17 protein-coding genes are annotated in these 21,890 nt (G+C 71.6%); 4 read left to right on the forward strand and 13 right to left on the reverse strand.

Features of this window, described 5'->3' with window-relative positions:
• Positions 1-35: 35 nt before the first annotated feature.
• From ACZ4EG_RS19680 to ACZ4EG_RS19690, 3 genes are all read right to left on the reverse strand, one after another.
• Positions 36-1,259, reverse strand: a complete 1,224-nt coding sequence (locus ACZ4EG_RS19680) for a serine hydrolase domain-containing protein (protein ID WP_467791472.1) — start codon at positions 1,257-1,259, stop codon at positions 36-38.
• Positions 1,260-1,334: 75 nt separating this feature from the next.
• A complete protein-coding gene (locus ACZ4EG_RS19685) occupies positions 1,335-2,678 on the reverse strand; it encodes an MFS transporter (RefSeq protein WP_467791473.1) in 1,344 nt (447 codons plus the stop codon).
• Positions 2,675-3,256: a TetR/AcrR family transcriptional regulator gene (locus ACZ4EG_RS19690; RefSeq protein WP_467791474.1), complete on the reverse strand. Its 582-nt coding sequence runs from the start codon at positions 3,254-3,256 to the stop codon at positions 2,675-2,677. Before ACZ4EG_RS19690 ends, ACZ4EG_RS19685 begins: the two co-directional genes overlap by 4 nt.
• A 100-nt stretch (positions 3,257-3,356) precedes the next feature.
• On the opposite strand from ACZ4EG_RS19690, the gene ACZ4EG_RS19695 reads away from it, so the two are divergent.
• The gene (locus ACZ4EG_RS19695) at positions 3,357-3,794 is read left to right on the forward strand and encodes a PPOX class F420-dependent oxidoreductase (RefSeq protein ID WP_467791475.1); all 438 of its coding nucleotides are present in this window, start codon (positions 3,357-3,359) and stop codon (positions 3,792-3,794) included.
• 80 nt (positions 3,795-3,874) lie between these two features.
• Here the strand turns inward: ACZ4EG_RS19695 and ACZ4EG_RS19700 are convergent, their stop codons facing one another.
• The 5 genes from ACZ4EG_RS19700 to zwf form a co-directional block, all read right to left on the reverse strand.
• Positions 3,875-4,540, reverse strand: a complete 666-nt coding sequence (locus tag ACZ4EG_RS19700; RefSeq protein ID WP_453545208.1) for a TetR/AcrR family transcriptional regulator — start codon at positions 4,538-4,540, stop codon at positions 3,875-3,877.
• Positions 4,541-5,053: 513 nt separating this feature from the next.
• On the reverse strand, positions 5,054-5,935 hold the full coding sequence (gene gnd / locus ACZ4EG_RS19705; RefSeq protein ID WP_467791476.1) for a phosphogluconate dehydrogenase (NAD(+)-dependent, decarboxylating): 882 nt from the start codon (positions 5,933-5,935) through the stop codon (positions 5,054-5,056).
• 2 nt (positions 5,936-5,937) lie between these two features.
• Positions 5,938-7,623: a glucose-6-phosphate isomerase gene (gene pgi, locus ACZ4EG_RS19710; protein WP_467791477.1), complete on the reverse strand. Its 1,686-nt coding sequence runs from the start codon at positions 7,621-7,623 to the stop codon at positions 5,938-5,940.
• Position 7,624: 1 nt separating this feature from the next.
• Positions 7,625-8,551 carry a glucose-6-phosphate dehydrogenase assembly protein OpcA gene (gene opcA, locus ACZ4EG_RS19715; RefSeq protein WP_453545214.1) on the reverse strand — a complete coding sequence of 309 codons (927 nt, stop codon included), beginning with the start codon at positions 8,549-8,551 and terminating at the stop codon, positions 7,625-7,627.
• Complete coding sequence (gene zwf / locus ACZ4EG_RS19720) at positions 8,548-10,149, reverse strand: glucose-6-phosphate dehydrogenase (RefSeq protein ID WP_467791478.1); 1,602 nt, start codon at positions 10,147-10,149, stop codon at positions 8,548-8,550. The genes opcA and zwf overlap by 4 nt, the downstream gene beginning before the upstream one ends.
• Before the next feature lie 146 nt (positions 10,150-10,295).
• On the opposite strand from zwf, the gene ACZ4EG_RS19725 reads away from it, so the two are divergent.
• Positions 10,296-11,189 (forward strand): helix-turn-helix domain-containing protein, encoded by an 894-nt coding sequence (locus tag ACZ4EG_RS19725; protein WP_467791479.1) that lies wholly within the window; start codon positions 10,296-10,298, stop codon positions 11,187-11,189.
• Positions 11,190-11,256: 67 nt separating this feature from the next.
• Here the strand turns inward: ACZ4EG_RS19725 and ACZ4EG_RS19730 are convergent, their stop codons facing one another.
• The 3 genes from ACZ4EG_RS19730 to ACZ4EG_RS19740 form a co-directional block, all read right to left on the reverse strand.
• A complete protein-coding gene (locus tag ACZ4EG_RS19730) occupies positions 11,257-11,679 on the reverse strand; it encodes a hypothetical protein (protein ID WP_467791480.1) in 423 nt (140 codons plus the stop codon).
• Between the two features lie 179 nt (positions 11,680-11,858).
• Positions 11,859-13,247, reverse strand: a complete 1,389-nt coding sequence (locus ACZ4EG_RS19735) for a glycoside hydrolase family 16 protein (protein WP_467791481.1) — start codon at positions 13,245-13,247, stop codon at positions 11,859-11,861.
• Between the two features lie 175 nt (positions 13,248-13,422).
• Positions 13,423-14,691, reverse strand: a complete 1,269-nt coding sequence (locus tag ACZ4EG_RS19740) for a L,D-transpeptidase (protein ID WP_467791482.1) — start codon at positions 14,689-14,691, stop codon at positions 13,423-13,425.
• A gap of 205 nt (positions 14,692-14,896) precedes the next feature.
• On the opposite strand from ACZ4EG_RS19740, the gene ACZ4EG_RS19745 reads away from it, so the two are divergent.
• Together ACZ4EG_RS19745 and ACZ4EG_RS19750 are read left to right on the forward strand one after the other, a co-directional pair.
• Entirely contained in the window at positions 14,897-17,566 is a 2,670-nt protein-coding gene (locus ACZ4EG_RS19745) for an FAD/NAD(P)-binding protein (RefSeq protein ID WP_467791483.1), read from the forward strand.
• Between the two features lie 215 nt (positions 17,567-17,781).
• Positions 17,782-19,089 (forward strand): lipase family protein, encoded by a 1,308-nt coding sequence (locus ACZ4EG_RS19750; protein ID WP_467791484.1) that lies wholly within the window; start codon positions 17,782-17,784, stop codon positions 19,087-19,089.
• 268 nt (positions 19,090-19,357) lie between these two features.
• Here ACZ4EG_RS19750 and ACZ4EG_RS19755 read toward each other — a convergent pair whose 3' ends face one another.
• Both ACZ4EG_RS19755 and ACZ4EG_RS19760 read right to left on the reverse strand, forming a co-directional pair.
• The gene (locus ACZ4EG_RS19755) at positions 19,358-20,200 is read right to left on the reverse strand and encodes a hypothetical protein (RefSeq protein WP_453545228.1); all 843 of its coding nucleotides are present in this window, start codon (positions 20,198-20,200) and stop codon (positions 19,358-19,360) included.
• Positions 20,200-21,870, reverse strand: coding sequence for a CehA/McbA family metallohydrolase domain-containing protein (locus tag ACZ4EG_RS19760; protein WP_467791485.1), 1,671 nt, complete (start codon positions 21,868-21,870; stop codon positions 20,200-20,202). The genes ACZ4EG_RS19755 and ACZ4EG_RS19760 overlap by 1 nt, the downstream gene beginning before the upstream one ends.
• Positions 21,871-21,890: the final 20 nt, after the last annotated feature.

Here is a 21,890-nt window from a genome sequence, read left to right on the forward strand (position 1 = left end):
CGGAGCCGGGGCCGTGCCGTGCGGCCGGTTCGTCCTCAGTCGACGACCGCCTCGTGCACCAGTCGCTTCAGCTCCGGGAACACCTTCAGCGTCTTCGGCCGTACCTGGGTCATGAACTGCACCGTCAGGTCCCGGCTCGGGTCGACCCAGAAGGTCGTGGTCGCCACACCGCTCCAGCCGTACGCGCCCAGGCCCGTCGGGGCGAGGGTGCGGGACGGGTCGATCACGACGGAGACGTTGAAGCCGAAGCCGACGCCCTCGTTGCCGGGTTCCTGGTGGGCGGGGGCGCCGAAGGTGCGCAAGTCGGCGCCGCCGGGAAGGTGATTGCTGGTCATCAGGGCGAGCGTGCCGGGGGACAGGAGGCGGGTGCCGTCCAGTTCGCCGCCCCGGCGGAGCATCTCCATGAAGCGGTGGTAGTCGTGCGCCGTGGCCGCCATGCCGCCGCTGCCGGACAGGAAGCGCGGCCGGCCGCGCAGCGGGAGCCCGGGGATGGGCGCGATGCCGCCGTCGTCCGTCTCGCCGTACAACTCCGAGAGCCGCGGGGCCTGTTCGGGAGTGATGTGGAGCCCGGCGTCCGTCATACCCAGGGGCCGGAAGATCCGCTCGGCGAAGAACTCGTCCAGCGGCTGGCCGGAGACCACCTCGATGACCCGGCCGAGCACATTGGAGGCGACCGAGTAGTTCCACTGCGTCCCCGGCTCGAACTGCAGCGGCAGGCTCGCGTACACGTCGACCGTCTCGGCGAGGTCCGCGCCCGGCGGTACCGAGGACTCCAGGTGGGCGTCGCGGTAGAGGGCGTCGACGGGATGGGAGTAGTAGAAGCCGAATGTCAGGCCCGCGGTGTGGGTGAGCAGATGCCGGATCAGGATCGGTCCGTCGGCGGGGCGGGTGCGCACCTCGGCCCCGGCACCGCTCACATACACCCGCGGCTCGGCGAACACGGGAAGGTGACGGCCGACCGGGTCGTCCAGCGACAGCCTGCCCTCCTCCACCAGCAGCAGCGCCGCGACCGCGGTGACCGGCTTGGTCATCGAGTAGATCCGCCACAGCGTGTCCGGCTCGACCGGCAGCCCGGCCGCGATGTCGCGGTGGCCGTGCGTGGTGAGGTGGGCGACACGGCCGCCGCGGGCCACGGACACCAGGTAGCCGGGCAGGCGTCCGTCGTCGACGTAGTGCGCGAAGTGCTGGTCGAGGCGGTCAAGGGCCTTCGCGTCCAGCCCGACCTCGTCCGGCTCGACTTCCTGTCGCAGCTGTGCCATCGCTCTCCTCCGGTCGCGTCGTACGCGATGCGGTCCGGCATACCCCTCGGGGGCGGCTCCCGACCTCATCAGATCTCATCGTCGCTCAGAAACACGGAAAAGTGCCCGCTCATCAGGGTGTTGTGTGATCGACACGACGCCGCGCCCGGGAAGCGCCCGGGCGGCCACTGCGCCGACCGCGGCCACAGCGGCCAGCACCGTCAGCGGCAGCGCGATGCCCGCACCCATGAGCGCGGTGGCCGCGGCCACGCCCAGCGTCGGGCCGATGTTGAGGGCGGTCTGCTGCAGTCCGCCCGCGACTCCGGCCGACCCGGTGTCCGCCTGCCGTACGACGACATGGGTCGCCGCCACCATCACCGTGCCGAACCCGGCGCCCAGCAGCGCGAATCCGCAGCCCAGGGCGAGGGTGCCGGAGGCCCGGGGCAGCAGCAGGACGCCGAGCACGAGGACCGCCATTGCCGCTCCCGTCGTACGGCGGGCACCGGCCCGGCGCAGCAGTACGGCGCAGCCGGGAGCGGACAGCACCATCAGCACCGCCAGCGGCAGGCTGCGCAGGGCGCTCTGGAACGGGTCGAGGCCGAGGGTCCGCTGCAGGACGTAGGTGGCGACGAACAGCGTGCCGAACAGGGACGCCGACGCGGCGACCAGGATACCCAGCGCAGCGCCGACCGACGCCGAGCCGATCACCTCCGGTGGCAGCAGCGGGCTCGCGGTACGGCGTTCGTGCCGGACGAAGGCGGCGCCGGTGAGCGCCGCCAGGCACAGGCCGAGCGGATGTGGTGCGACCAGTGAGTGGACCAGGCAGGCGAGCGTCACGGCGAGCAACAGGGCGCCCGGCACGTCCAGTGGCCTGCCCGGCGCGCCGGCGAGGTCCGGGCCGCGGGCGGCGAGGGCGAGCACGCCGAAGCCGAGCGCGGGCAGCACATTGAGGAAGAAGACGGCCCGCCAGCCCAGGCCGGTCACCAGCGCCCCGCCCACGACCGGGCCCGCGGCGGCCGCGAGCCCGATGGCGCTGGTCCGCACCGCGAGCGGCATCGCGAGCCGGTCCGGCGGGAACGCAGCGCGCAGCATCCCGAGCGTGGCCGGTTGCAGCAGCGCGCCGAACACCCCCTGCGCCACCCGCAGCGCGATCACCCAGCCCACGCCGGGCGCGAGGCCGATGCCCGCCGAGGCCGCCCCGAACCCGAGCATGCCGCAGGCGAACACCCGCCGCTGCCCGTACCGGTCGCCGAGCCGCCCGGCGAACACCAGCAGGCTCGCGACCGCGATGAGATAGGCGGTGCTGGTCCACTGGACCTGCGCGAACGACGCGTGCAGATCCCGTTGCAGGGTGGGCTGCGCGACGGTGAGGACCGTACCGTCCAGGGCGACGACGACGGCGCCCACCACGCTGCTCGCCAGCGTGAGCCGACGGTTCACCGCGCGCCGTCCGGCCCCAGGTGGGCGTCCAGGGCGGAACGCAGCAGCGGCGCGAAGTCCCGTGCGCCGATGGCGAGTTGAAGGCTTCCCCAGCTCCACAGCTGGGCGATGCCGTGCAGGTTCGCCCACAACGCACCGGCCACGAGGGAGGCGTTCGCGTCCGGCCGGACCCTGCCGACCAGGTCCGTCAGCAGACCGAAGAGCGGCAGGCTGGTCTCGCGCAGGCCCAAGTGCCCGCTCTCCAAGAGATCGTGACGGAACATCAGTTCGTACATGCCGGGGTTCTCCAGCGCGAACCGCAGATAGACGTCCGCCAGTGCCGTCAGCTGTGCGCGCGGCGGCGCCGCGCGGTCGCCGAGCGCCGCGCCCGCCCGGTCGGCCAGCGCGTCGAAGCCGCGGCGCGCGATGGCCGACAGCAGTTCGAGATGGGTGGGGAAGTAGCGGCGCGGCGCACCGTGCGAGACCCCCGCACGGCGGGCGATCTCCCGCAGGGTCAGCGCCTGGGCGCCCTCGGCGGCCACCAGGGCCACACCGACATCGACCAGCCGGGTCCGCAGACCCGTATCGGACTCACTCATAGACAGTGTCTACCAGGGCCGGGTAGACACTGTCTACTGGCCCCGAGGGGGAGGCGTCCGCACGGGAATGCGCGGCCCGCCCCGCCCCGTTGTTCCAGGTATGACTGAGGACGCCACGCAGGACGCACTGCTGAAGCTGCTCTCCGACCGCCACGGCGGGGTGCTGGTCACGCTCAAGCGCGACGGGCGGCCCCAGCTGTCGAACGTGAGCCACGCGTACTACCCCGACGAGCGGATCATCCGCGTCTCGGTCACGGACGACCGTGCCAAGACGCGCAACCTGCGCCGGGATCCCCGTGCCTCGTACCACGTCACCAGCGGTGACCGGTGGGCGTACACGGTCGCCGAAGGCACGGCCGACCTCTCGCCGGTCGCACAGGACCCGTACGACCAGACGGTGGAGGAACTCGTCCGGCTCTACCGCGACATCGTGGGCGAACACCCCGACTGGGACGACTACCGTGCCGCCATGGTCCGCGACCGGCGCCTCGTCCTGCGGCTGCACGTCGAGCGGGCGTACGGTGCGCCGAAGCGCTAGGACCTACCGGAACCAGCTCAGCGGCGCCGCGAACGGCTCGGCGTCTCGTGTCTTTGCGAGCCAGCCCTCCAGCAGGGCCCTCAGTCCGCCGCGCGCTCCGCCGTGAGGTAGGCGATCACCATGTCGCCGAGCATCGTCCGGTAGTGATCGCGTCGGGCGGGGTCCACCAGGTCCCGGCCGAACAGGGCGTCGAAGGTGTGCCGGTTGGCGACCCGGAAGAAGCAGAACGAGCAGATCATCGCGTGCACGTCGACCGCGTCGACATCGGCCGCGAACAGTCCCGACTCCTGCCCCGAGGCCAGGATGCGGCGGATCACGTCGAGCGCGGGCGAGCCGATCTTCCCGAGCTTGTCGGAGGCGGCGATGTGCTCGGCCCCGTGGATGTTCTCGATGCTGACCAGCCGGATGAAGTCCGGGTGCCGCTCATGGTGGTCGAAGGTGAGCTCGGCCAGCCGCCGGATGGCCGCGACCGGGTCCAGGTGGTCCACGTCGAGCGCCTGCTCGGCCTCGCGGATCACGCCGTACGCCCGCTCCAGGACGGCCGTGAACAGCTGCGCCTTGCCGCCGAAGTAGTAGTAGATCATCCGCTTGGTGGTACGGGTGCGGGCGGCGATCTCGTCGACCCGGGCGCCGTCGTAGCCGGCCCGGGCGAACTCCCGCGTCGCCACGTCGAGGATCTCGGCCCGGGTACGAGCGCCGTCACGCCCGCGCCCGCTGTGTCGTGCCGGTTCGTCGACGCTGGTCATCGGGTTCCTTCGGGCGGGGGCGCGGGGCGCGGGGTGCGGTCGGTGCCGGTGATTGTAGAAGCAGGGCCCGCCGGGTCCTCCCCGGGTGGACTTCGACCACGTCACCGGCTTCGCCGCACCCTTCGCGCACGATCTGCCCGACGTCCCGCTGGAGCGGGGGGTGCGGCTGGATGCCGGAGGCGCCGGTGCGACCGTCGATGCGCGGCCGGCTCGCGCTGGCGAGCGCGCCGCGCCCCTGAACCGGCACTTCGGGGACGACCGGGCGGCCGGCCGGTGCCGGCCTCGACCGGCTCGCCGGACTGCTCACGGCCGCCGACGGCGCCAGTGGCCTCGCCCATGCGCCCCCCGGCCGGCGTGGCCCTCTTCCAGAGAGCACGGTGCCCCGGACGTACCGGTGCGCCTGGCGCCGCAGCGGCACGTCCGGGGCCAGGGACGGCCAGGACGGGTTCGTCGGGCTCTCCCGTTCCACTCCGCGATCAATGGGCGCCCGTGCCCGGTCGGCTCGCCGGGCAGTCACTCCTTCGTCGACTCGACCGCGTGGCCGCCGAACTGGTTGCGCAGGGCGGCGATCATCTTCATCTGTGGGGAGTCGTCCTGGCGGGAGGCGAACCGTGCGAAGAGGGAGGCCGTGATCGCGGGCAGCGGCACCGCGTGGTCCACGGCCGCCTCGACGGTCCAGCGGCCCTCGCCGGAGTCCTGTGCGAAGCCCTTCAGCTTCTCCAGGTGCTCGTCGTCCTCCAGGGCGTTGACCGCGAGGTCGAGCAGCCAGGAGCGGATGACGGTGCCGTCCTGCCAGGAGCGGAACACCTCGCGCACGTTGTCCACCGATTCGACCTTCTCCAGGAGCTCCCAGCCCTCGGCGTAGGCCTGCATCATCGCGTACTCGATGCCGTTGTGGACCATCTTGGAGAAGTGCCCGGCGCCGACCTTGCCGGCGTGGACATAGCCGTACGGCCCCTCGGGCTTGAGCGCCTCGAAGATCGGCTGGAGCCGCTCGACGTCCTTCTTGGCGCCGCCGACCATCAGGGCGTAGCCGTTCTGCAGGCCCCAGACGCCGCCGGAGACGCCCGCGTCGACGAAGCCGATGCCCTTGGCGCCGAGTTCCGCGGCGTGCTTCTCGTCGTCCGTCCAGCGGGAGTTGCCGCCGTCGACGACGGTGTCGCCGGCCTCCAGCAGTTCCCCGAGTTCGTCGATGACGGACTGGGTGGCGGTGCCGGCCGGGACCATCACCCAGATGGTGCGCGGGGCGTCGAGCCGCGCGACGAGTTCGGCCACGTCCGCGACGTCGGAGACCTGGGGGTTGCGGTCGTAGCCGAGGACGGTGTGGCCGACGCGGCGGATCCGCTCGCGCATGTTGCCGCCCATCTTGCCGAGACCGATGAGTCCGAGCTGCATGGTCAGTTCACTTCTTCCTGAGCGTTCCGAACGTTGCGGGCGTTCCGGGTGTTCTTGAGCGTGCGATACGCGGCGACCAGAGCCCGGGTGGACGGGTCGAGACCGGGGACGTCCACGCCTTCGGTGAGAGCGGGCTCGACGCGCTTGGCGAGGACCTTGCCGAGCTCCACGCCCCACTGGTCGAAGGAGTCGATGTTCCAGACCGCGCCCTGTACGAACACCTTGTGCTCGTACAGCGCGATCAGCTGGCCGAGGACCGACGGCGTCAGCTCGCGGGCGAGGATCGTGGTGGTGGGGTGGCTGCCCTTGAACGTCTTGTGCGGCACCTGCTCCTCGGGTACGCCTTCGGCGCGGACCTCGTCGGCGGTCTTGCCGAAGGCCAGGGCCTGGGTCTGGGCGAAGAAGTTGGCCATCAACAGGTCGTGCTGGGCGGCCAGTTCACCGCTCAGCTCGTCGACGGGCCGCGCGAAGCCGATGAAGTCCGCCGGGATCAGCTTCGTGCCCTGGTGCACGAGCTGGTAGTAGGCGTGCTGCCCGTTGGTGCCGGGCGTGCCCCACACCACCGGGCCGGTCTGCCACTGGACCGGCTCGCCCTGCCGGTCCACCGACTTGCCGTTGGACTCCATGTCCAGCTGCTGCAAGTAGGCGGTGAACTTGGAGAGATAGTGCGAGTACGGCAGCACCGCGTGCGACTGGGCGTCGAAGAAGTTGCCGTACCAGATCCCCAACAGGCCGAGGATCAGCGGGGCGTTGGCCTCGGCGGGCGCGGTGCGGAAGTGCTCGTCGACCAGGTGGAAGCCGTCGAGCATCGACCGGAACCGGTCCGGGCCGATGGCGATCATCAGGGAGAGGCCGATCGCGGAGTCGTAGGAGTAGCGGCCGCCGACCCAGTCCCAGAACTCGAACATGTTCTCCGGGTCGATGCCGAACTCGGCGACCTTCCCGGCGTTCGTCGACAGGGCCACGAAGTGCCTGGCCACCGCCTTCTCGTCGCCGTCGAGGCCCCGCAGCAGCCAGGAGCGCGCCGAGGTGGCGTTGGTGATCGTCTCGATGGTGGTGAAGGTCTTGGACGCGACGACGAACAGCGTCGTGGCCGGGTCCAGGTCCCGTACCGCCTCGTGCAGGTCCGCGCCGTCCACGTTCGACACGAACCGGAACGCCAACTCCCGTGCCGTGTACGGGCGCAGCGCCTCGTAGGCCATCGCAGGGCCCAGGTCCGAGCCGCCGATGCCGATGTTGACGACGGTGCGGATCCGCTTGCCGGTGTGACCGGTCCACTCGCCCGAGCGGACCCGGTTCGCGAAGTCGCTCATCTTGTCGAGCACGGCGTGCACCGCCGGGACCACGTTCTCCCCGTCGACCTCGATCACCGCTTCGCGCGGGGCGCGCAGTGCCGTATGCAGGACGGCGCGCTTCTCGGTGACGTTGATCTTCTCGCCGCGGAACATGGCGTCCCGCAGTCCGAAGACATCGGTCGCGGTGGCCAGTTCCTGCAGCATGGCCAGGGTCTCGTCGGTGATCAGATGCTTGCTGTAGTCGATGAGCAGGTCGCCGACCCGTACGTGGTACCGCTCGGCCCGCGCGGGATCCTCGGCGAACAGCTCCCGCAGCTGGGTCTGCCACTGGGCGCGGTGGTCCTCCAGAGCCGTCCACTCGGGGCGCCGGGTGAGCTTGGGGGTGCCGGACATGTCAGGAGTGCTCCTCGGTGCCCTTGGCGCGCAGGGCGATGGCGTACATCTCGTCGGCGTCGAGGCGGCGCAGTTCCTCGGCGATGAGTTCGGAGGTGGCCCGGACCTTCAGGGCGAGCCTGCGCGGCGGCTGGCCCGGCAGGGTCAGCGTGGCCAGGGGGCCCTCGGGCCGGTCGATGACGATCTCGCCGCCCGCGGTGCCGAGGCGTACGGCGGTGACGACCGGTCCGGCGGTGACCACGCGGTCGACCTTGACCTTCAGCCGCACCCCCAGCCAGCGGGCGAGCAGTTCGGCGGCCGGGTTGTCGGCCTCGCTCTCCACGGCGGCCGAGATCACCGGCACCCGGGCCTGGTCCAGGGCGGCCGCCAGCATTGAGCGCCACGGGGTCAGCCGGGTCCAGGCGAGGTCGGTGTCGCCGGGCGTGTAGGCGCGGGCACGGGCGTCGAGGGCCTCCAGCGGGCGCTCGACGGCGTACAGATCGGTGATCCGGCGCTGCGCGAGCGCGCCGAGCGGGTCCTTGGCGGGCACCTCGGGCGCGTCCGCCGGCCACCAGACGACGACCGGGGCGTCCGGCAGCAGCAGCGGCAGCACCACGGAGGCGGCGTGGTCGGAGACCTCGCCGAAGGTCCGCAGGACCACCGTCTCGCCGGTGCCCGCCTCGGAGCCGACCCGGACCTCGGCGTCCAGCCGCGACCGGGTGCGCTCCCGCGGGGTGCGGGACTGCCGCTTGATGACGACCAGGGTGCGCGAGGGGTGCTCGTGCGAGGCCTCCTCGGCCGCCTTGATCGAGTCGTAGGCGTTCTCCTCGTCCGTGACGATGACCATCGTCAGGACCATCCCCACGGCCGGGGTCCCGATGGCGCGGCGGCCCCGCACCAGCGCCTTGTTGATCTTGCTTGCCGTGGTGTCGGTCAGGTCGATCTTCATGGCCTGCGCCAGCTCCGTCCGTCTCGTGCGAGCATCTCGTCGGCTTCCTCAGGTCCCCAGCTGCCCGACGCGTACCGCGCCGGCCTGCCGTGTTCCGTCCAGTACTCCTCGATCGGGTCGAGGATCCTCCAGGACTCTTCCACTTCCTGGTGACGGGGGAACAGATTGGCGTCGCCGAGCAGTACGTCCAGGATGAGCCGCTCGTACGCCTCCGGGCTGGACTCCGTGAACGACTCGCCGTAGGCGAAGTCCATCGTCACGTCCCGGATCTCCATCGAGGTGCCCGGCACCTTCGACCCGAATCGCACGGTCATGCCCTCGTCGGGCTGGACGCGGATGACGACCGCGTTCTGCCCCAGTTCCTCGGTGGCCGTGGAGTCGAAGGGGGAGTGCGGGGCCCGCTGGAAGACCACGGCGATCTCGGTGACGCGGCGGCCGAGGCGCTTGCCGGTGCGCAGATAGAAGGGGACGCCCGCCCAGCGGCGGTTGTCGACCTCCAGCTTGATCGCGGCGTAGGTGTCGGTCTTCGACTCGGGGTCGATGCCCTCCTCCTGGAGGTAGCCGATGACCTTCTCGCCGCCCTGCCAGCCCTGCGCGTACTGTCCGCGTACGGTGTGCGCGCCCAGGTCCTCGGGCAGCCGCACCGACTTCAGCACCTTCAGCTTCTCGGTGAGCAGCGCGTCCGCGTCGAAGGCGATCGGCTCCTCCATGGCGGTCAGCGCCATCAGCTGGAGCAGATGGTTCTGGATGACGTCACGGGCGGCGCCGATGCCGTCGTAGTAGCCGGCGCGGCCGCCGATGCCGATGTCCTCGGCCATGGTGATCTGCACATGGTCGACGTACGAACGGTTCCAGATCGGCTCGTACATCTGGTTGGCGAAGCGCAGCGCCAGGATGTTCTGGACGGTCTCCTTGCCGAGGTAGTGGTCGATGCGGAACACCTGGTCGGGCTCGAACACGTCGTGCACGACGGCGTTGAGCCGCTGGGCCGACTCCAGGTCGTGGCCGAAGGGCTTCTCGATGACCGCGCGCCGCCAGGAGCCCTCCGGCGGGGCGGCCAGGCCGTGCTTCTTCAGCTGTCGTACGACCTTCGGGAAGAACTTGGGCGGCACGGAGAGGTAGAAGGCGAAGTTGCCACCGGTGCCCCGGGAGGCGTCCAGCTCCTCGACGGCTTTCTTGAGCTGCTTGAACGCCGTGTCGTCGTCGAAGTCGCCGGGGACGAACCGCATGCCCTCGGCGAGCTGCTGCCAGACCTCCTCGCGGAACGGGGTGCGCGCGTGCTCGCGGACGGCGTCGTGCACCACCTGCGCGAAGTCCTGGTCCTCCCAGTCCCGGCGGGCGAAGCCGACGAGGGAGAAGCCCGGCGGCAGCAGACCGCGGTTGGCCAGGTCGTACACGGCCGGCATCAGCTTCTTGCGGGACAGGTCACCGGTGACGCCGAAGATGACCAGACCGGACGGGCCCGCGACACGGGGCAGCCGGCGGTCGCGCCCATCGCGCAGGGGGTTCAGCCAGTCGGTGGCGAGGAGGCGGGCGGTGTCCACGGCCCGGCGGTCGGGGTCGGTCCCCTCGAAGCCGTCGGAGGTCTGCGTGCTCATCTTCAAGAAGTCCTCGATGGAAGCGGGATTGCTGACCGGACGCGTTCAAAAGTAAAAGTCTGACTTTTCGGAGGGAAGGTCGGGGTGTGCCAGCCTTTGGTGAAAGTGGGACACCGGCGGCGCCCGAAGGACGGCACGGGAAAGACATGGCGGACAGAACGGCCCAAGAGGGCGGCGGAGACGGGATCAGAACCTTCCCCTTCCCGGTCGATCTGAGCGTCTGTGGCGTGGGCATGCAGGCCGGCCCCATGGGCACCGGCCATACCTGGCACGCCGACGCCCCGCTGCACCGCGTCCACCGCATCGACTTCCACATGGTCATGCTCTTCGACCACGGCCCCGTACGGCACATGATCGACTTCGCCGAGTACGAGGCGACGGCCGGCGATCTGCTGTGGATCCGCCCCGGGCAGGTCCACCGCTTCTCGGACACCGACGAGTACCACGGAACCGTCCTGACCATGCAGCCCGGCTTCCTGCCCCGGGCCACCGTGGAGGACACCGGCCTCTACCGCTACGACCTGCCGCCGCTGCTGCGCCCCGACCCGGCCCAGCTCGCCGCCCTGCGCGCGGCCCTCGCCCAGCTGCAACGCGAGTACGAGGACACCGCGACCCTCCCGCTGGCCCTGCACACGGCGGTGCTGCGCCACTCCCTGACCGCGTTCCTGCTCCGCCTGGCACATCTCGCGGCCAGCTCCGCGGAGGCCGCCAGGCTCCAGGCCGATTCGACGTTCACCCTCTTCCGCGACGCGGTCGAGCAGGGTTTCGCCACCAACCACAGCGTCAGCGCGTACGCCGACACCCTCGGCTACTCCCGCCGTACTCTCGTCCGCGCGGTCCGCGCCGCCACCGGCCAGACGCCCAAGGGCTTCATCGACAGGCGCGTGACCCTGGAGGCCAAGCGACTGCTCGCCCACACGGACATGCCGATCGGACGGGTGGGCGCGGCGATCGGCTTCCGTGACGCCGCGAACTTCTCCAAGTTCTTCCAGCTGCACACCGGACAGACGCCGGTGGGATTCCGGGCGGAGCTGCGGTAGCGGCCCGGGCCGGAGGGGGAAGCCCCGGTCGTCCGTATCCGATCGGGCGCCAATACCCCGTCGGGCGCTAGTACCCCATCGGGCGGTAATACCCCAGCACCGCCGCCAGCTGCGCGAACCACTGCCCCAGCACCTCGCGCGGCTTCGCCGCCACGACGCACTCGTAGACCCTGCCGTCGAGGTGGACGACGGCCATCATCAGAGCCTTGCCCGAGGGACTCGCCTTGTAGTGGACGCTGCGGATCTCCGGCCAGGGGAACTCGGCGATGACGTCATGGTCCTCGAAGGCGACGCCGTTCGCGTCGACCACGATGGAGTTGTGGCGGTCCACGGCGAGGAACTCCGGTCCCGCAGGCGCCGGCCCGGGCGGCACCGACGGCGTGGGTGGCACCGGCGCCTGCGGGTACTGCTGCGGTATGGGGGCGTACTGCGGCGGCGGAGGCCCGAACCCCTGTGGCTGCTGCTGGCCGTACCCCGGCTGATTCGTCATGGGTCCCCCGGTCCCCCGCACTTCGTCGTCTCCCACGGAGAACCTACCCGTCGCCTCCGAAACCTTCCGAAGCGGCCCAGCCGTACTGATCGGCACGCGGTGCACGGCGGCGACGCCAGGGGCCGACCCCCACGCGGAGGTCGAGCCGCCCGGCGCCGCCGGATGCGGTAACTCCCTTGTCAGTGAGCGAAGTCGAGCCAGTTCACGTTCACGAAGTCGGCCGGCTGCCCGCTGGTGAAGGTGAGGTACACGTCATGGGTGCCGGTGACCGAGGTGATGTTGGCCGGGAGCGTCCGCCAGGACTGCCAGCCGCCGGTGTTGGCCAGCGCGAAACTGCCGACGGGCGCGTTCGTACGGCTGTCGAGGCGGACCTCGACCAGGCCGCTCACCCCGGAGCCCGCACCGCTCGCCACCCGGGCGAAGAACTGCGTGGCCGGCGTGGAGCCGAAGTTCACGCCCTTGTACTGCGCCCAGTCGCCGTTCGCGAGCCAGCCGATGTTCTGCCCGCCGCCGGTGTCCGTGGTCGTCTCGGTGCCCACGCCGGACTGGCTGTCGTACGACTCGGCCTGGATCGCGCTGTAGGCGTCCCGGTTGCCGGAGGGCGGGGGAGTGGTGCCGCCCCCGCTGCCGGACTGAAGGACCTGGACGTAGTCGACGACCATCGGGTGCCCGGACTCGGTGTCGCCGTCCAGACCGCCGCCGAGCGCGTCCGGGAAGGCGCCGCCCATCGCCACGTTCAGGATGACGAAGAAGCCGTGGTTGGTGGCGTTGGCCCAGGTCGTCGCGTCGACCTGGTTCGCCGTCACCGTGTGGTAGTTGACGCCGTCGACGTAGAAGCGGATCGCTTCGGGGCTCACCGAGCGGTCCCACTCCATCGTGTAGGTGTGGAAGCCGGACTGGCAGGTGGTGTTCGGGCAGGCGACGTTGTTGCCGATGCCGGAGGTCTCGTTGCAGGGGCCGCCGGGGTTGGTGCCGCAGTGCATCGTGGCCCAGACCTTGTTCAGGCCCTGGACGTTCTCCATGATGTCCAGCTCGCCGACGCTCGGCCAGTTCTGGTAGTTGCCGCGGTAGGGGGCGCCCAGCATCCAGAAGGCGGGCCAGTAGCCCTCGGCCGCGGTGCCGGTGACGTTCGGCATCTGGAGGCGGGCCTCGACCCGCAGCTTGCCGCCTGCCGGGGGCTGGAAGTCGGTGCGGGTGGTCTCGATGCGGCCCGACGTCCAGTGGCCGGACGCGTCGCGCACCGGGGTGATACGGAGGTTGCCATTGCCGTCGAGCGAGACGTTGCTGGTGCTGGACGTCATCGTCTCGACCTCGCCAGTGCCCCAGTTGGCGGGGCCGCCGGGATACGAGGTCCCGGTGTCGTACTGCCAGTTCGAGGTGTTGACGCCGGAGCCCGCGGAACCGTTGAAGTCGTCCAGGAAGACCTGGCTCCAGCCGGACGGGGGTGTGGGGGCGGAGGCGCTGGCGGGCAGGGTGGCGACCGTGGCGGCAGTGACGGCCAGACCGATCGTCGCGAGCATGGCGACGAGGGCCCGCCGCCGTCTGGGTATGCCGGAGGTTTCACTCATGGGGGTGCCTCTCGGGTACGGGGAGGGGATGCGCGGGTGACCTTGAGAGTGCTGACCTTCAGGGCTGACCTTGAGGGCAGGCGCTGAGAGCGCTCTCAAAGTGCGCCCAATGTGCTCTCCGCTCCTCCGGTCGTCAAGAGTTGAAACAAAGAAAGTGCTTGATTCTCAAGGGAGTTCACCCGGTGAAGCCGCCGCGGGCCTGGACCGCGCTGCCCGCCTTCCAGTCCGCCCAGGACAGGTTCCAGCCGTTGAGGCCGTTGTACGGCTCCACGGTCCGCTCGCCCGAGTTCTTCACGATCACCACGTCGCCGAGCATCGAGCTCTCGTAGAACGTGTAGCCCGCCACGGAACTGTCGCTCGCGCCCTTCGCGTCGTGCAGGCCGACGCACCCGTGGCTGGTGTTCCGGTGCCCGAACACCGAGGTGGACGCCCAGTAGTTGCCGTGGACGAAGGTGCCTGAGGTGGTCAGGCGCTGGGCGTGCGGCACGTCCGGGATGTCGTACTCGTCGCCGAGTCCGACCGTCGACGACTCCATCCGCGTCCGCTTGAACCGCTCGCTGATCACCATGATCCCGGACCAGGTGGTGTGCTGGGCGTTGCCGCCGCTCACCGGGTAGCTGGCGACGGTCCTGCCGTCCCGCGCGACGGTCATCTCCTTCGTCGCCAGGTCGACCGTGCTGATCTGCTCGCGGCCTATGTGGAAGGTGACGTCCTTCGACTGCACGCCGTACACCCCGTCCGCCCCCTCGACGTCCTTCAGCCGCAGACTGAGCGTGATCTTCGTCCCGGCCGCCCAGTACGTCTCCGGCCGGAAGTCCAGGCGGGTGTCGCTGAACCAGTGGCCGACCACCTCGACGGCCGGCTCGGCGGTCACCGTGATGGCCTTCTGCACGGCCGCCCGGTCCCGCACCGCGTGCGTGAAGTCGATCGACACCGGCATACCGACGCCGGAGATGGAGTTCGCCTCGGGCGTGAAGTACCCGACGAACGTCGCGCCGGGCGACTTGGTGGTGAACGTCGACACGGTCTCCTCGGCGGCGCCCTTCGCCCTGGCGGTCACGGTGTACTTCGTGCCGGAGTAGGGGTTCTTCGCCGAGGTCCACTTCGTCCGGGCGTCGTTGTAGGAGCCGGACAGGGTGGAGCCGTCGTTGCCGGTGACGGTCACCGAGGCCAGGGTGCCGTCCGTGACGGTCACCTCGACGGGGCTGTCGAATTCGGCCTTTCTGGTGCCGGAGGCGGGCGTGACCGCGATCGTCGCCTTCTTGGTCGTGACGGCCCGTGCGGAGCCCGTGGCGTCCTTGTCATCCGCGGCCGGCGAGCCGTCCGCCGATTCACCGCAGCCCGCGAGGGCCGCGGCCGGAACCGCCCCGAACGCGGCGAGGAGCCCGCGCCGGGTCCACCGCGACTGCCGCCCCGACCGGTTGGAAATGTGCGAGACGCCCACGACACGCCTTCCTGAGTTGCCCGTCCGTGCCCGCGCATCCTGCGTCACTTGTCTGTACTGACCCTTTGAATCCGAGGGGCGCTTGCTGAGATTCCGGTGAGGACACCCCCGGACGGCCGGAAAGCGCGGTTGCCGGGGCCCCCGCAGGTATCGGAAGAATTCGGAACAGCAAGAAGAAGACGACCCACCCCCGCCGGAGGTATCCGTGACCCAAGTCCGCAAGCGGCACACCGTGGCCATCGTCGGAGCCGGCGCGGCGGGCGCCCTGACCGCCGTCCAGCTCTGCGAGACGGCGACCCGCCGCCGGACTCCCCTGGACGTCGTCCTCGTCGACCCGGCACCGGAGGCGGGTCGCGGCACCGCCTACGCCACGCCCGACCTCCGCCACCGGCTCAACGTTCCCGCGGGCAACATGAGCGCCTACCCCGACGAGCCGGGACACTTCACCCGCTGGCTGTGCCGGCACGGCGAACCGTCGGTCACCGCCGCCGACTTCGCCACCCGCTACCGCTACGGCGCCTATCTCGCCGACACCCTCGGCCAGGCCGTCGTCCGCGCCCACGGCACGGTCGCCGTGCGCCGGCTGCGCACCCGCGCGGAAAGCTGTACCGGCACCCCCGACGGCCGGGTGGAGCTCCGCCTCGCCGACGGGGGACAACTGACCGCGGACGCCGCCGTCCTCGCCACCGGCCCCGCCGGCGCGACCGCGGCCTGGGCCCCGCCCGCCCTGCGCGACTCGCCCCGCTTCGTGGGCGAGCCATGGGCGCCCGGCGCCCTGGACGGCGCGCGCGAGGGCACCGACGACGTGCTGCTCGTCGGCACCGGCCTGACCGCCGTCGACCTCGCCCTCACCCTCGATCGCCCCGGCCGTACCGTGCACGCCCTGTCCCGCAGCGGACTGCTGCCTCAGCCGCACGCGCTGCGCCCGGCCGGGGTGATGCCCGCACCCGACGACCTCGACGACACCTCCCTGGGCAGACTGCGCCGGGCGGTCTACCGCCACCTCAGCCGCTCGGTGCGCACCCACGGCGACTGGCGCCCCGGCCTGGACAGCCTCCGCCCGCACACCGTACGGCTGTGGCGCAGCCTCACCCCCGAGGAACGGGAGGAGTTCCTGGCCCGCGAGGGCGCCCTGTGGAACACCCACCGCCACCGCATGGCCCCCGCCACCGCCGAGCACGTCTCCCGGGCCCGTACCGCGCGCCGCCTCCACGTCCACACCGGTACGGTCGACCGCGCCGCCGCCCACGAGGACGGGACCCTCGCCGTCGAACTCTCCGGCGGCCGAACGCTGCGCGTCGGCTGGGTGGTCGACTGCACCGGGCCGGGGCGCCGCCTCGACGACCCGCTGTGGGCTTCGCTGCTCGCCTCCGGCGCGGCCGTGCACGGCCCGCTGGGCATGGGCGCGGCCACCCGTGACGGGCGTCTCCTCGACGCCCACGGCAGTACCGGGCTCCCGCTGTTCACCCTCGGTTCCCCGCGCCGCGGCGAGCTGTGGGAGACCACCGCCATCCCCGAAATCCGCGTCCAGGCGGCCGAGTTGGCCCATCAGCTGCTGGCGCCGCTCACCCCGAAGCCCCGCGCGAGCCGCCGACCCGTCGACGGGCACGGACTCGCCCTGACCACCCACGCCGAGGCGGCCGCCGCCTACCGCACCGGACTCGACCGGGTCCTCAGGGTGCGGTCCGGCGCCGAGGACGCCTTCGCCCGCTCGGTCGCCCTCGATCCCGGCTTCGCCCTCGGCCATGCCGCCCTCGCCCTGCTCGGCCACGAGTGCTCGGCCGCCGTCGACGTGCCGCGCGCCCTCGCCGACGCGCAGCGCTGTGCCCGCGAGCGGGCCGACGAGCGCGAGCGCTCCTTCGTGGACGTGATCAGCCGCCGGGTCACCGGCGACGACGGGGACGAGGCCCTCGTACGCCATCTCGGGGAGCACCCCGGTGACGCGCTCGCGCTCGCGGCGGCGGTGCCCACCATCGCCTTCTCCGGCGTCAGCGACCTCCAGGACGACGAGGCGCTCGGTCTGCTCGAACTGACGTCACCGGCGTACGACGGACACTGGTTCCACACCTCGCTGCTCGCGTTCCTGCGCCAGGGGCAGGGCCGGCTGCACGAGGCGGGCGAACTCGCCCACCGGGCCCTGGCTGTCGAGCCGGCCTCCGGACACGCCGTCCACGCCCTGGCGCATGTGCACTACGAGTCCGGCGCGCACGAGGCGGGCCGCGACTGGCTCGACCGCTGGGTGTCGGGGCGGGGCCGGGGCGCGGTCCACCGGGCGCACTTCTCCTGGCACATCGCCCTGCACGAACTGGCCCTCGACGACCCGGCCGCGGTCCGCAGGCGCTGGTTCGCGCAGCTCGCGCCCGGCCGGGTGACCGGAATGCGGGCCCTGGTCGACTCGGGGTCGCTGCTCTGGCGGGCGCGGCTCAGCGACAGCTGGCAGGGTGAACTTCCCACCGCGGACGTGCTGGACTCGGTCGGCCGTGAGGTGCTGGAGCGGCCCGCGACCGCGTTCACCGCCCTGCACGCCGCGGTCGCCCTGACCGCCGCCGGGGATCTGCCCGCCCTGCGCAGGCTGCGCGACCACGCGGCGGGGGCCGACCCCGTGCAGCGGGAGGTCGTCGCGCCGCTGTGCGAGGCGTTCGCCGCGCTCGTCGAGGAGCGCTTCAAGGAGGCGGCCCGCGGTCTCGACGCGCTGCTGCCCGTGCTGCGCAGGGTCGGCGGCAGCGCGGCCCAGCGCGAGGTCGTCGAGGAGACGCTGCTGTACGCACTGGTGGCGGACGGCCGCTGCGAGGCGGCCCGCCGTCTGCTGGACGCCCGCCTCGACCGCAAACCGGCGCCCCGCGACCGCCGGTTGCTGGCCGCACTGCCCGGCTGACCGACCAGCTGTATACCAACGGGCCCCGCATCCGAGCACGCGTCGGATGCGGGGCCGTCGCTTTCTGCCTGCCCCGAGGCTAGTCATCGGCGCACAGCCCTGCCCGCGCCTGTTCATCGTCCTTTAACTATCAGCGCTTACCTACGGCTCCGTAACCTCACGGCCTGCTCTGCTTCACGTGCCTCTCCACCCCACGGAAGGAACGCTCTGAAGTGATGTCACACAGGTCGAGGAAGCCGCTGAGGAAGCCGCTGCCGAGGAGAGCCGCACTGCTCGCCGCCGCCGGTCTGCTCGGCGGACTGCTGGCGGTGCCGGCAGTGACCGCGGCGGCCGGGACGCCGGCGGCGTGCTCCGCCGCCGACGCCGACATATACCGCCCCCCGGACCGCGCGACCGCCGCTCCGGGCGCCGTCGTCGCCTGCCGCCACGTCGACTCGCTCCCCATGGTGATCGGCGGTCCGCCGCTGGACGCCTGGAAGGTCCAGTACGGCTCCACCGACGGGCGGGGCAAGCCGGTCTCCGTCGCCGGCACCGTCGTCGTACCGAAGAAGCCGTGGACCGGCCCGGGCGAACGGCCGCTCGTCGCGTTCGTGCCCGGCACCCTCGGCATCGGACCGCAGTGCGCGTTCTCCAAACAGCTGGCCGGCCAGTACCAGGACGCGTACGAGGGCCCCAACATGGCGGCGCTGCTCAACGCCGGTTACGCCGTCGCCGCGACCGACGGCCAGGGATACATGGACGGCCAGGTCCACCCGTACGCCTCGGGCGCCGAGGCCGGTCACGCCGCCCTCGACATGGCCCGCGCGGCCTCGCGGGTGCCCGGCAGCGGGGTGAGTCCCGACGCCCGGGTCGGGATCTGGGGCTACTCGGAGGGCGGTTCGGGCAGCCTGTGGGCGGCCCAGCTCGCCCGCTCGTACGCGCCCGAGCTGAACGTCGTCGGCGCCGCCTCCGGCGGGATCCCCGCCGACCTCAAGCAGGTGGCCGGCAACCTCGACGGGCAGTTCTTCGCCGGGTTCCTGATCGACGCATTCATCGGTCTGTCCATCACCCACCCGGACATGCCGTTCGACGAGGTCCTCAACGACAGCGGCCGCAAGGCCGTCAAGGACGCCGAGTCGCTGTGCGCGCTCGGCACCGTCAGCCGGTTCGCGGGCGCCCGGGTCGAGCAGTACACCAAGGGCGGGCTGACCCTCGACCAGCTGTACGCCCTGCACGCCCCCGACGGCACCACCTGGGGCGATGCCGTCGAGGCCAACAAACTCGGCGTCGGCATCGGCACCCCCGGCTCGGGCGCCCGCTACGAGATCGGGTTCCCGGTGCTGCAGTACCGCGGCCTGCTCGACGAGGTGATGCCCGCCGGCATGGCCAACAGCACACGTCGCGCCTACTGTTCCGCCGGCATCACCACCCAGTGGACGCCGTACGTCGGCGATCACCTCACCGGCGACCCGCAGTCGGTCGGCGACATGGCCGCCTGGCTCGGCGACCGCTTCGAAGGCAAGGCGACGAAGGGCAACTGCTGATCCCCGAGCGGTGACCGCCCGTCCCGCGACCGTCCCATGCCAGCAGCCCCACGGCACGGGGACTCACGCTTCCGGGCCTCGGGACCCCGGGACTCGGGTCGACGTGACCCGGGGTTCCTTCGCCGGACGCCGGTCGAGCGCCCTCGCCTTACCGCGAGCCGACGATCGCACTCGGGTCGTAGCCGAGCCGTGTGCCAACTCCCGGAACCGGCCGACCGCCGCCGCCCTCCGGAGCCCGTCACGCTTCTGCGCCTGCACCCCGGCCCGGCTACCCCTGCCGGTACGAGTACACCGTCGTCGCCGCCGCGCACACGCCCGGCGGGATCACCTCCGCGCGCAGGGTGCCGGACTTCGTGTCGTAGTCGACGCCCTCCGCCTCGAAGGTGCCCGAGCAGATGCTGGTCTGCTCCAGGGCGAACAGGCTCTTCACCGAGCCGGTGACCGGCTGTCCGTCCAGCCTGTGCGGGAGGTCGACCTGGAGCAGCGGGCGGATCTCGGGGAACAGCGTTCCCGAGGCGTCGTCCGAGGCGCACACCAGGCGGGTTTCGGTGACGAAGTCGCAGCCCTGGATGTCGCGCACCGGCTTGTCCAGGGTGATCTGCCCCGCCTCCGGCAGGTCGCCGCCCCTGGCCGGGGTGGACGGGTTGAGCAGGGGAGCGGGGAAGACCTGAAGTCTGCTCTGGTCGCCCCACTCGCCCGACACCAGCCACTGCCCGTCGGGCGAGACGGTGGCGAAGGAGTTGTTGACCTTCTCGCCCGGGTTCAGCCGGTGTGTGTACTCGTAGCGCTGTCCGGACGGCGTGGTGACCGCGTACATCTTGGACGGAGCCGTGTCCGCGCCCTGGTAGGCGTCGAAGACATAGCCGCGCGCGATGTCCGGGTCACCCACGTGGTTCCAGCCCTTGATCCGCAGGTCCAGCGGGATGTCCAGCAGCCCGCGGTACAGCAGCGAGCCGTCCGCGCGGCTCGCGAGCCCCTGCCCGCCGCCGAGGGTGTCCGTGTACGACGTTCCGGTCCGCGCCCAGTGCGGTTCCCCGGAGGCGAATGCGTTCGGGGCCCCGAGGGTCAGAGCGGCGGCCAAAGCGGTGAGGGCGACCAGCTGACGCTTCATCAACGACCTTCCACGTCCACGAAGATGGGGTTGGAATAGAACCACGTATCGGCCCACGGGTCACCGTTGCCGGGCTCGTGGGGGACCGGTCCGTGCGGGTCCACGGACGCGCCCAGATACCCCGCGCCGTTCCGGTTGCCGTCGCTGCCGCGCAGCCGGACGTAGAAGGACTCGTCCCCGGCGGTCAGCGGGATGCGCAGGGTGTACGTGCCCTTGCGGCCGGACACGTCCTTGGTCTGTACGACCTTGGTGTCGGGCGCCTGCCAGGTGTCGCGGTCGGTCACCGGACCGCGCACCGCGCCCCGGATCACGTCCACCTGCGCCAGCTGGGGCAGGACGCCGTGCGGGTTCGCCCGGGAGGCGGTCGTCACCGTCACGTACAGCGTGATCCGCTCGCCCCTGCGGACCCGCAGCCGGCCGCCCAGCGTGACGCCCCGCCCGAAGTCGCAGTCCCGCTTCAGGCGCACGTCGAGCCCATCGAGCAGATGCCCGTGGTCGAGCCAGACCCGGCCCGCGCGCAGGCCCGCCATCACCGCGCGGTAGCCGTAGCGGGTCACGCCGACGTGGGTACGGCTGAACTCGCCGGGCCAGAAGTCGCTGCCCGGCTGCGGGGCGTCGGTGTCGACCGGGTCGGGCAGCCTGCCGGTGTTGTCGAAGTTCCGGCCGGCCGGCCAGTCGCCGTTCTTCCAGGTGTCGAAGACCGTCCGGTGGTTGTCGGAGTTGGTGGTGATCGAGAACAGCCGGCCCTCGGCCAGCAGCGAGTCCCACAGGCCGCCGACGGTGGCGGTGGCCCAGTCGAAGCCGCCGTAGGTGAGGTAGGCGTCGGCCGGGTATCCGGCGTAGGAGTTGGCGGACGGAGCGTTCTGGTACTCGCCGCGGATCGCCGTGGAGCCGCCCCAGCCGGGGATGGCCGCGCCCTGGGCGCCGGGCGCGCCCTCCATGCCGATCATGATCTCGGGGGCGGCGTCGCGCCAGTTGCGCATCTCGTGCGGGGAGTCGATGCCCAGGCGCAGCGGGTGGTTGGCGAGAACGAGGACGTCGTCGACATAGCCGGTGCGGCGCTGCTGGGCGAGCCACTGGATCGCCTTGACCGCGTGGGCCTCGTTGCGGGCCGTGTTCGGGTTGCCGGGGGCGCCGTCGGCGTAGCCGAGCAGCTTGCCGTCGTAGGCGAGCTCGAACCGGGTCAGCAGGTCGACCTCGTTCGGGCCGGGAGCCGCGAAGACCGTGCAGTGCTCGGCGGCCGGGATGTACCACTCCAGGCCCTGGAAGATCAGCCGGCGCGGGTTCTCGGCGCGGGCCTTGAGGATCTCCTGGTGCTCCAACTTGGCGCCGTAGTAGGCGTGGCCGAAGTTGGAGTGCTCGTTGAACACCATCCAGTCGAGGCCGTACTTGGCGGCGGCCCCGGCCTGCTGGGAGAAGGTGTACTTTGCGTCGTGGCTGTAGACGGAGTGGACGTGGTGGTCGCCGACCAGATAGGCGAGGCGCGGGTCCTCGCCGCCGAAGCCCCGGCCGGGGGCGGCGACGGCCGGCGTGGCCGCCCCGCCGAGGGCGAACGCGGCGCCGAACAGACCCGCGCGCCGCAGGAGTTGGCGTCTCGACACGCCCTGGGCGTCGAGGTCGGCGGGGGCGATGGCCGGGTCGGCCCATTCGGGCAGTTGCTGCTCGGGCATGGTGGTCCTCGTGATCCTCG

This window comes from Streptomyces sp. NPDC025638 (assembly GCF_055558775.1).

Bases quoted from the DNA above. Each gene is read 5' to 3' on its own strand.
- ACZ4EG_RS19725 (WP_467791479.1), top strand. From the start codon at position 10,296: ATGGCGGACAGAACGGCCCAAGAGGGCGGCGGAGACGGGATCAGAACC.
- ACZ4EG_RS19760 (WP_467791485.1), bottom strand. From the start codon at position 21,870: ATGCCCGAGCAGCAACTGCCCGAATGGGCCGACCCGGCCATCGCCCCC.
- ACZ4EG_RS19680 (WP_467791472.1), bottom strand. From the start codon at position 1,259: ATGGCACAGCTGCGACAGGAAGTCGAGCCGGACGAGGTCGGGCTGGAC.
- pgi (WP_467791477.1), bottom strand. From the start codon at position 7,623: ATGTCCGGCACCCCCAAGCTCACCCGGCGCCCCGAGTGGACGGCTCTG.
- ACZ4EG_RS19700 (WP_453545208.1), bottom strand. From the start codon at position 4,540: ATGACCAGCGTCGACGAACCGGCACGACACAGCGGGCGCGGGCGTGAC.
- opcA (WP_453545214.1), bottom strand. From the start codon at position 8,551: ATGAAGATCGACCTGACCGACACCACGGCAAGCAAGATCAACAAGGCG.
- zwf (WP_467791478.1), bottom strand. From the start codon at position 10,149: ATGAGCACGCAGACCTCCGACGGCTTCGAGGGGACCGACCCCGACCGC.
- ACZ4EG_RS19735 (WP_467791481.1), bottom strand. From the start codon at position 13,247: ATGAGTGAAACCTCCGGCATACCCAGACGGCGGCGGGCCCTCGTCGCC.
- ACZ4EG_RS19690 (WP_467791474.1), bottom strand. From the start codon at position 3,256: ATGAGTGAGTCCGATACGGGTCTGCGGACCCGGCTGGTCGATGTCGGT.
- ACZ4EG_RS19755 (WP_453545228.1), bottom strand. From the start codon at position 20,200: ATGAAGCGTCAGCTGGTCGCCCTCACCGCTTTGGCCGCCGCTCTGACC.
- ACZ4EG_RS19695 (WP_467791475.1), top strand. From the start codon at position 3,357: ATGACTGAGGACGCCACGCAGGACGCACTGCTGAAGCTGCTCTCCGAC.
- ACZ4EG_RS19750 (WP_467791484.1), top strand. From the start codon at position 17,782: ATGTCACACAGGTCGAGGAAGCCGCTGAGGAAGCCGCTGCCGAGGAGA.
- gnd (WP_467791476.1), bottom strand. From the start codon at position 5,935: ATGCAGCTCGGACTCATCGGTCTCGGCAAGATGGGCGGCAACATGCGC.
- ACZ4EG_RS19730 (WP_467791480.1), bottom strand. From the start codon at position 11,679: ATGACGAATCAGCCGGGGTACGGCCAGCAGCAGCCACAGGGGTTCGGG.